The sequence below is a fragment of the Tindallia californiensis genome (genome assembly GCF_900107405.1).
In the GTDB taxonomy this organism is placed as follows: domain Bacteria; phylum Bacillota; class Clostridia; order Peptostreptococcales; family Tindalliaceae; genus Tindallia; species Tindallia californiensis.
In genome coordinates this window covers 407,808-417,510 of record NZ_FNPV01000003.1, presented here as the reverse complement: position 1 = coordinate 417,510, position 9,703 = coordinate 407,808, and the positions used below count along the sequence as shown (strand labels likewise).

Here is a 9,703-nt window from a genome sequence, read left to right as displayed (position 1 = left end):
CAGCAGATAAAAATGAAAGGGTTGGACAGGACGAAGAAAGATAAAAAGAAAGAAAAGAAATACCAGACGCCGAAAAAAGTGGCATCTGGTATTTTGATTTATTCGGGGAGCCTGTCTACATTGTGTTAGAACGGGGTTTGTATGCTACTAGGTTAATAAGGGAGGGATGGTTGAAGATTACCGGTTTAATAGGAGCAGTCGTATTTTGTTGGAGGGTTTTGCATCGTAAAACTTTTTCAAAGTTTGTTCCACCCATTGGTAATGTTGTTCCGCTTCCAATCGGTTGTTCGTCTCCAGATACATTTTTATAAGCCTATAGTTCATACTTTCTTCAAAAGGTGCCAAACGCGTAATGTTCTTTAATGTTGTGATAACTTTTTCTGGACAGGAGTTTTCTTGATGGACAATAAGCATTTCTTTTAAGCTCATTATCAACTGATCTCGAAGTTGTTGATCTTTCTCTAACCTCCACAAATATCCTTCTTCAGCAAGAAATCCGTTTCCGAATAGAATGCTTGCTTGTTCAATAGTATCATAAGTAGAAGAATCGTGTTTCCGATAGCTGGATAATGCTTTTAAGAGTTGAAAGTAATCGCAGTACCCCTCGGTAATCGAAAGACAATAACCATTGTTGTTATAATCCAGCTGAAGAACATGAGTTGCTTGTGTAAAAAGATTTCTGATTTTATAGATGGATGTCTGCAATATGCTCAGTGCTTTTTTAGGCTCATAGTCTGGCCAAAGGTCCTCGATAATGGTTTCCTTATGCACATAGCAGCCATGGTTCATAAGGAGATAAGCAAAAACCTCTTTTGCTTTGCTTCGTTGCCATTTCACGGGTGTATCCCTAAAGCTGACAGTTAATGGACCAAACACTTTAATATCAAGAAATGAGGATGATGGTTGCTTTCTAGTGCTAACTACCTGTTTAACTTTTTCCACCATACGGATAAATCTTTCTTCTTTAATAGGCTTCAAAAGATAATCAATGGCGTTCAAGTCGAAAGCCTGAATAGCATATTGGTTGTAACTGGTGATAAAAACAATCATTATGTCAGCATGCAGTTCTAATAGTCTTTCGGATAAAGTAATACCATCCATTTCTGGTAGATCAATGTCAATAAAAGCCACTTGAGGAAGGATAGCCTTCACTTCCTCAAGTGCTTTTAATGGGTTCTGATACTTTCCTGCCACATGAAAATCTTTGGTTTTCATAAGAAAATCACTGATTTCTTCCAAAGTATACCATTCATCGTCAACTACAATGGCTTTTATCATAGGCTTTCAACTCCATTCGTCAACGTTCAATTAAATTTGCTTGTATCAGCAGATTCCGAAGAGCCGTGGCAGCCTCGGCATAGGTGAAAGTACCCAACGGATCAAGGGTGTCAGGCGTTCTTCCTGTGAAGATTCCTGCCCGAGTGGTTTCGTCAGCGTAGGCATAAGCCCAGTCAGCCATGGTGTGGACATCAGTATAAGCAGCGATACGGGAAGGTGTTGCACACTGGTAATCTGCCAGGTGCATGGCTTTGGCAAACATAACCATGGCTTCCTGACGTGTAATGGAGGCCTCTGGTCGAAAACGGCCGTCAGGATAACCGGAAATAATCCCATGGTGTGAGGCAATGGTAATGGCCTTAAATAAGGGGTGAGTGTGATCCACATCCATAAAACCACCTATCTCACTCATGTCAGAATGGGAAAGGCCCAAAGCCTTTGTGACATAGACGGCAAAGTCACCTCTGGTAATCAATTCATCGGGCATAAAGGTTTCTGGGGAAGGAATAATTAGCCTTGCAGCCAAATCTTCCACATGAGCTTTCGACCAGTGGTGCTTAACCGAAGGCACCGTAACCGTATGGTGGATGGCAGCATAGGTCGAATTGCTTAAAGAACGTAACTGGGCATACCATTTACCGTCTTTCTCAAAAATAGTGGTGGGGACATGAGAGAAAGAGCCATCAGGATGATAAACAACTCCCGTTGTCACTGTTTCGGGGTTTAGTCCTGAGGGCAGTGAAATGGTACGGGATACATAACGGTCAAACTGGGTGATGGTGATTTCTTTTTTTTCGCCTGTAACAGTAGAAGTGGCAACCACGCTGAAAGATGCTGGTGGAAAAACGATTTCATAGCCATTCTCCTCCGCTTTTTTCTTCATCTCCTTCACTTTTTCTTTACTTAAAAAGGTTATTTGCACTTCGATCTCCATATCTTCCAGGGAATCAGCATCGATTCCCAGTGCAGAGGCTGCATCTGCCACGTTAATGGCTTTGGCAGGAATCGTATAGGTCAGATTCTCTGTGACAATAGCCAGATCAAGATTCAGCTCTGCCATCTTCTGTAACATCTCCCCTGGCAAGAGGGCCGTTAATCGAGTAGTGTTGGGAGTGGCAGAAAGAAGTTCTAGCACGTTGTTTTTATCAGACTCCTGCACTTGATCCAATAATTGCAGAAATTTTTCGGTATCGACGGTTAACTGAACAAGTTGTTCTCCTTGTACGGTCGTTAATCGTTCAGTTCCTGCCACATAGGCTTCGCCGTTGATCCGCAACGCCATTGAATCGTCCGCTGGCGATACAGCTGGCTGAGCAGGATCGGTGGTAGTGCTAGAAGACCTTCCGCCAGAACCACCGCCAGAACCACCGCCAGAACCACCGCCAGAACCACCGCCAGAACCACCGCCAGAACCACCACCGTTGTCAGTGTCGGAAGGTGTTGCTGTCCACTGGGCGTAGAGAGTGAGATGAGATGGTCCCATGTAAAAAACCTCACCGGCAGTGTAGTGAATGCCCTGGCCATTGGCCTGGGTGTTCCAACCGGCAAAGCGGTGGCTCGCCTTATGAAGATTGCCAGTGTTATCAGAAACAGTGATGGAAGCACCGGTGGCACAAGAACGGCTCTCGGGCACAGTACCACTGGTGGCACCATTGGCATCGTAAGAAATGGTTAAAAGCGTCACTATTACCTCAGCATTGAGAGGCAGTGTACTGTTGGACAACCGATTTTCATGAATCCATATTTTCCCCACCCCTGCCTGATCCAGTTGGCCAGTAAGGGTAGCGGTGACAGTATCAGAAGTGTGGTTGACCTGGTCAACGGTAAGGTCGTTAAAGGCACCTGACAAGTTTATATCGGAAGCATAAACAGCGCCTGTCACCGTTTCATGTTCCAGGCTAAGGGTAAAAGTTTGTGTAAAATCCATATGACCTGTTACGCTGGCAGGGCTGACGGTGACACTGGTTGGTTGGCGTCGGAGCACCTCTAGGATATAGGTTTTGGTGGTGAAGCCATCCTGGGCGGTGACTACTACCTGGATGGTGGTGGTACCAACGGGCAGCGCAATAGCCCCACTGGCTGAACCGCTGGTCACCGGCGTGCCATTAACAGCGATTGTGGCCAGATGATCTTCAGCGGTGGGAGTGACGGTGATGCTGGTGACCGCATTACTCACACTGGCGGTATAGCTGGTGGTATTACTTTGAAACGCTGGATCCAAAGTGCCACTGGAGAGAGCGAGATCACTTAAGTTGGTATTGTTGGGTAAAGCGGCAATGCTTATGGTGATTTCTCCTGAGATAATCGAGTAATTAGAGGCATCCTTGCATTTCCATTCAAAAGTAGTAATGCCACTCCAATGGTCTTCTGGAAGAAACGTTAATAAAGGGATATCTTCCACCAATATTTCTTGATCTACTGTAATGCTATTATTATTGAGTAGCAGCTGTCCATTTACAGGCAGGGAAGTTATCCTTATCTTTTGTATAGGACTGCCATCCCCGTTGTCATATAAAAAGTCTTCTGCCTGAAAAACTAACAACTCATTGATATTCCCAGAGATAGTGTTGTTTTGATGTGGCACAGGTATGGATTTATATCTGATTGTATTAGAATAGGCTTCGCTGGTATTGCCTAATGCATCCTTCAATCGCATGTACACGGTTTTCATACCATAGCTGTCACTTACACTCCAATGATAGGTGTCGTCCACGGGCTTCCATTGGCTCCAGTCTGTACCATTGTTGGAGAACTGCATGGAAATGTTTCCTACACCTGTTCCATCATCCGCTGTTATGGAGAGTGTGACATTAGCTGATGTGGTTTCTGTATCGCCAGCATTGATTTCTATTGTGCCAACAGGTGCTGTGGTGTCTAAAATAATGCTGTCGCTTATTTCATCAACACTTAATATGTCTTCGTTATTCTTGTATTGAACATAAACATTTTTTTCTCCATCACCCGTTGACAATGTCCATGTCTTTGATGTTGAGTAGGATTCCCAATTGCTCCAATTTAGATTGTCGTTGGAAAATCTCATTTCTATTGGTTCTGCTCCTGAAGCATTGGCCGAAAGGGCCAATATGACACTGCTGTTTTTTGTGTAGGTGGCCCCTTCATTTATACTTACTGTTCCTGTTGGTGGGGCAAGCTCATATTCTATTATCAGATGGGTTTTATGGAACTGATTTTGATATCGAGGATCTATATTGCTTCTATCTGGAAAAGTAATATACCCAAATTCAGATTGGGGACCGCTGATGACAAAAGTTGCCTGATTACCAGCAGAGGCTTTCATGTTAATATAATTCGTTACATCGTATTGTACCTGATGATTGATTGAATAAGCGGTATCCCCTTCTACGATTAAAAAATCCTGATTAGGAATTATCGTGTCATATTCTGCCCATCCATCGACAAGGGACCCATAGATAGTAATAAAGCTATGGGGTTGGTTATTAATTACAAAAAAACGCAGCTTTGCACTTTTGATGGTCTTATTTCTGTTAATATCACTTAAATCAAATCCGATGACGCCTATATCCATACCAAAAGAAGGATCATAGCCAACGAAAATCTTGTTATTAGGTCCCGGCGATGCCGTATCAGGATCGACGCCATCTGGGTATGATAAGAAAAGTCCGTAGTTGTCAAGCTCTACAAACTTATCTCTTTCTACATCAATTATAAGTTCACTGGCAAAGGAGTTGCTATGTCCAGCTGTTATTAGCAATAATAACAATATACATAAAGCAACTCGAAATATTTTTTTATGCATGTCATGTTTCCTTTCTTACATAAAGTTCTATGTGTGATTATATTCAACAGGCTACGGCCTAATGGGATATATACCTTGTAGGGCTATGATGAAACTTAAACCTAAATAGGGCTGCATGTTTTCGTGGGGTTCTCCTTCACCGGCTATTTGTACAGTGTAGGATGCAAGTTTCGCATTTGCTACAGTGGTATAAGCAGCAGGATGTCTTCCTCTTATATTTGTAAAAACCGCATTTTCAGGACTGCTCACTGGTGTGCCCGATATGGTAGTACACTGAGGAATATGATGATGCCTAGGCAATTGTCTATTGCTTAATCTTACGGTAGAAGATCCTCCTGTAGACCCTAATTCTCTTTTAGTTAAGTTTTCTCCCTGTCCACAACCAACGGGTGCTTTTCCTGTTAGATTCGGTAATGCAAATGTTCTGTACCCATCTCCACCGTATCTAGGGCCTATGATAGAAAACAATGCAGGATTTTGTGAAACTTCAAGGATTTGACCATCGCAAAAAGCCCAACCTTCTGGAGGGTGATTTCCTGCAAAAATACGAATTTCTCCTATTAATGGGGTCATTTGTGAGCCTCCGTTTTAGTTTTTATTTGAATAAACACCTTCTAATGCAATACAAAAATTTGACACTGTATAAGGTTGCATATTATTGTGGACTTGAGCTTCTCCACTGTATGATAGAGCCACATTACTCATATTAACCGTTGAAATGGGGTTTTTCTTGTATGGCATTCTTTCATCGCTTGCCAACAGATTGCCTACGGCTTCTCTTTCATCTGAAAAGGTGGTGCTTGCATAAAAGGTGTGAGTATGTCTTGGGATTTGACTCACTGTAAGCCATTGCGTTTCTACTCCTCCGGTTTGACCTGCTTCTAAATGAATAGGTACGCGGCCTCTTAAGTCGGGCAGTGCAAAGGTAGTGATTCCATCTCCGCCATAGGCTGTACCTAATAATGAGTATAAAGCATAATGTTGGTTTATTTGTAGTAATTGACCATCGCAAAGCGCCCAGCCTTCTGGTGCAAAGGGGAAAGGAAATAGTTTGATTTCACCTAAAAAAAATTCCACTCTAATATACCTCCTTATTTCAAATGATTCATTCTCTAATTGGATATTAACGGGATAGGCCATGCTCTTTACCTTTTCTGCTCAAAAAAGGATTGTCGTTTCAAACCAGTAAGGGCAATGATATAATTAATTGACAAATAAGGCATCATATTATTATGAGGATCGTTCTCGCCTTCATAGGAAACTGACTCTGTACTCATATGGCTTAGCGCTTCGATTTCTTGTGTATACTGTGGTATCTTATTCGCAGGGGATGCTCCTTCTGGAGATATTTCTGTTCCTTCTGTTGATGTAGCTGTTATATGGTGATTATGAATTGGCAAATGTGCATAGGTTAAGGTTACTTCTTCTGTTCCGCCAGTTTCTCCGAGAGTATAGGTTTTTCCACTATTGCTTCTTCCTTGATGAATTGGAATTCGCCCTCTTAAGTCTGGTAATGCAAAGGTGGTTACTCCATCTCCGCCGTAGGCTTTGTTTATTAAGCTATAAAGAAAGTTGTGTTCATTAATATTCAACAATTGACCGTTGCACAGCGCCCAATCTTTTGGGGCATAATCACCTGCAAACATTCTGATCTCTCCAATATACTGATCCATATTCATTTTCCTTTCTCCGGGGGATATTTTATCTGTTTAGGTGGTTAGTCAGAGCATGAAATTCTTATACTAAAACAGGTGGTGTATTTACTGCTATTACTAGACAGAGGGGCTCATTTGATAAGAAACAAATTACTTTTGGATAGTTGGTTCACACTATACCTTTTCATGCAAGTAAATACTATGAATCGTAGGATACAATCTTACTTACAAATGTAGCATATGATTCTAACAGGATTCTGACACATGTCGGTTATTTTACGGCAGAAGGATTCTTTGGCTTTGAGGAATAGGGTACAGAAAAAGTAATAGATGTTCCCTGTTCTTCAGTGTTTTCAATGGTGAGCCCGTTTTTGTAATGACTCAGAAGTCTTTTGTGAATGTTGGGGATTCCGACTCCTTTCCCATTTTTTCCTGACAGTATTTTCTGGGATTCGCCGATACCCACACCATCATCTTTTACTTCGAAGAATACTTCGTCGTTTCTTTTGTTGATGAGTAACCATACATTACCGCCATCGGCTTTTTTTAGGATACCGTGCTGAATGGCGTTTTCCACTAAGGGTTGAAGGATTAACCTCGGGATATATACCTGAGGCACGTTAGTGCACACCACATGGAAATTGAGCCGGTTACCGAATCTGGCTTTTTCAATAGCAACATAGGTGTTCACGGCTTCCAGCTCTTCCTCTAGCGAAACCATAGGGTTGGTATGGTCGAAATAGCATCTATTAGTCAAGTATTCTCCGAGATTTCCAATAAGTTCCCTAGCTCCAACAGGATCTCGATTAATCATGGCGCCAATCACACTTAGAGTATTGTTCAGAAAATGGGGATTGATTTGGGCTTGCAGAAAAGAAAGTTCACTTGTTTCGGCTTTGTCCAATGCTGTAGTAGCAATGGATTCTAAAGCCTTTTGATTCTCAATAAAAAGAGTGATATCGGTAATGGTTACTATTTTACCAATTTCCAGATGACTTTCTCCGAAAATGCTGGTCACTTTGGCTGAGTAATAACCAATTCCTCCCTTTATGGGTAATGTAAACTGGGGCAGATAATGACTATCCTTAATCTTTCTTAATTCCGGATGATGATTTAGAAAAGAAGTAAAAGTATAATGCTGGGGCCTTGTCCTTAAGTCAGGGTAAAGTTGTAGCAGGGTATCATTTACATCGATGACATGATCGTTGACATCGATCAAAAGTATGCCTTCGTTGGACTGTTTATAGACAATTTCTGTTGCGAGGGGAATTGTATTGAAAACTCTAAAATAGAATATTCCGAATATGTAGAGAATGCCTGATAAGCCGGATACAATCGGGAAATAATCGATACCCAGGTAGCTTCTATTACTGGCATTTAAGTAGACTGTCATCCATGGTAGTAAGGAAGCGATAATCATAATGACATAGCCATTCTTATGATAGGCTGAAGCACGCAGTAATCCTTTGATATAAAAAAACATCGAGATAATGCCTAAAAAAGTTCCGGAGGCAACCAACACCATAAATAAGGGACCTTTAGTGGTAACTATAACTTCGAAATATCCGTTAGATTCAAATTGAAAAGAGGAAATATAGAGCTGGTGATAATTGTTTGTAAAAAAGATAAGTATATAGAAAATTGGATGATAAAGTCCTGCGTATTTAGCTAGTTGAACTATTTTTTTAGATGCTCCTGAATATTCTAAACTCATCAGCATCCACAGGTAATGTTGGATAGGGATGGGGATATGCTGAACATTAAACCAGAAAATGGCCGTAGAAAAGTCTTTTGCATTTATCTCTCCGACATAAGCCATACTATAGAAAGCGGCCATTATCAATAGCATCATAAAATACTTTGCGGCAGGCATTTTTCTTCTGTTATAAGCATATCGAAGCAAGAAAAATGAGCAAAGTATGGTAGATAATAATAATAGGGTGTACGTCAATTGAACTGTGTTCATTATGTTCATCGCATCCTTAGGTAATATCTAGTGATTGAAGAGGAGAGGAGGGGCAAAGATTTCCCGTGATCATAAAAATGGTCATGGGAAATCTTTGTAGCTAACGAAAAGCAAAACTGTCGGTAATAAGGTGAGTTTCGTCATACAAGGCAAAATACTCCTCTGTGACCCTTTGATTTTCATGAGGGAACTGAACATCGGAAGGGCCTATCTTTTTAAACAAAACCCCATGCTGTTCGGCAATGATTTCGGAAGGAGTAATGCCCTCTTTGATTTGTTCACGAATTTCTGGTGTATCCTCTGTTCTGTAGATAGTGAACAACCATCCGCCCCAGTGGAAGCCTTCTACATCCCGCACACTTTGGCTATAGAAGGAGACGGAATCCTCTGTTTCTTCGATAAGGTATCGACCTTCCCAGTGGGATGGAACGGTGAGATGAAATCCCATCTTTTCATGAATATATGCTTTGTCACGGATACTATCATCTGTCTTTTCCACTGATGATTCACGAATGACAACGGTATGACTGGCTTCATCCCAATCAACGGTAGCGCCAAGGCTTTCGGCAATAAATCTGGTTGGGACCATGGTTCTTCCATCAAGGATCATCGCTGCCACATCCAGTTCCACTACCTGCCCATTGACGGTAGGATGTTTACTTCCGATAGGAAGTGTTACCTGAATGTTTTCTGTTTGTGCCGTCACTGTTTGGGTTTTCTCATCCCATTGAGGACTTACGCCCAAAGATTCAAATATCCCTCGTAGGGGAACGAGGATTCTGCCTTCTAGGTTGATGGGATTGACATCGAAGTTAACTGGTACACCATTGACAAGGACGGATACCGGTGGTTGACTATACACGGAAAAGCCATGCAAAAATACCATTAAAACAACTAACAAGCATTTCGGTTTCGTATGCATCCTTTCACTTCCTTTCCATTCCTTCTTGTTAATAGAATTTTGCGAATATACTTTCGGCACTACCTACTCCTTATTTTCTTTGACAGAAAGAAACGGTGATCTGT

Annotated in this window: 7 protein-coding genes; all 7 read right to left on the bottom strand. The window is 41.7% G+C overall.

Going from position 1 to position 9,703, the window contains the following annotated elements; translation table 11 throughout:
• Nucleotides 1-177: 177 nt before the first annotated feature.
• The 7 genes from BLV55_RS05935 to BLV55_RS05905 all read right to left on the bottom strand — a co-directional run bounded on the left by BLV55_RS05935 (nucleotide 178) and on the right by BLV55_RS05905 (nucleotide 9,599).
• Nucleotides 178-1,278 (bottom strand): response regulator, encoded by a 1,101-nt coding sequence (locus BLV55_RS05935; protein WP_093312258.1) that lies wholly within the window; start codon nucleotides 1,276-1,278, stop codon nucleotides 178-180.
• A gap of 19 nt (nucleotides 1,279-1,297) precedes the next feature.
• Nucleotides 1,298-5,056, bottom strand: coding sequence for an S-layer homology domain-containing protein (locus BLV55_RS05930; RefSeq protein WP_093312256.1), 3,759 nt, complete (start codon nucleotides 5,054-5,056; stop codon nucleotides 1,298-1,300).
• A gap of 51 nt (nucleotides 5,057-5,107) precedes the next feature.
• Nucleotides 5,108-5,629, bottom strand: a complete 522-nt coding sequence (locus tag BLV55_RS05925) for a phage tail protein (RefSeq protein ID WP_093312254.1) — start codon at nucleotides 5,627-5,629, stop codon at nucleotides 5,108-5,110.
• A 15-nt stretch (nucleotides 5,630-5,644) separates the two neighbouring features.
• Nucleotides 5,645-6,133: a phage tail protein gene (locus tag BLV55_RS05920; protein ID WP_207646033.1), complete on the bottom strand. Its 489-nt coding sequence runs from the start codon at nucleotides 6,131-6,133 to the stop codon at nucleotides 5,645-5,647.
• Nucleotides 6,134-6,201: 68 nt separating this feature from the next.
• A complete protein-coding gene (locus tag BLV55_RS05915; protein WP_242870046.1) occupies nucleotides 6,202-6,735 on the bottom strand; it encodes a phage tail protein in 534 nt (177 codons plus the stop codon).
• Nucleotides 6,736-6,982: 247 nt separating this feature from the next.
• Nucleotides 6,983-8,677, bottom strand: coding sequence for a histidine kinase N-terminal 7TM domain-containing protein (locus BLV55_RS05910; RefSeq protein ID WP_093312251.1), 1,695 nt, complete (start codon nucleotides 8,675-8,677; stop codon nucleotides 6,983-6,985).
• Nucleotides 8,678-8,777: 100 nt separating this feature from the next.
• Nucleotides 8,778-9,599, bottom strand: a complete 822-nt coding sequence (locus BLV55_RS05905) for a copper amine oxidase N-terminal domain-containing protein (RefSeq protein ID WP_242870045.1) — start codon at nucleotides 9,597-9,599, stop codon at nucleotides 8,778-8,780.
• Between the last annotated feature and the right edge of the window lie 104 nt (nucleotides 9,600-9,703).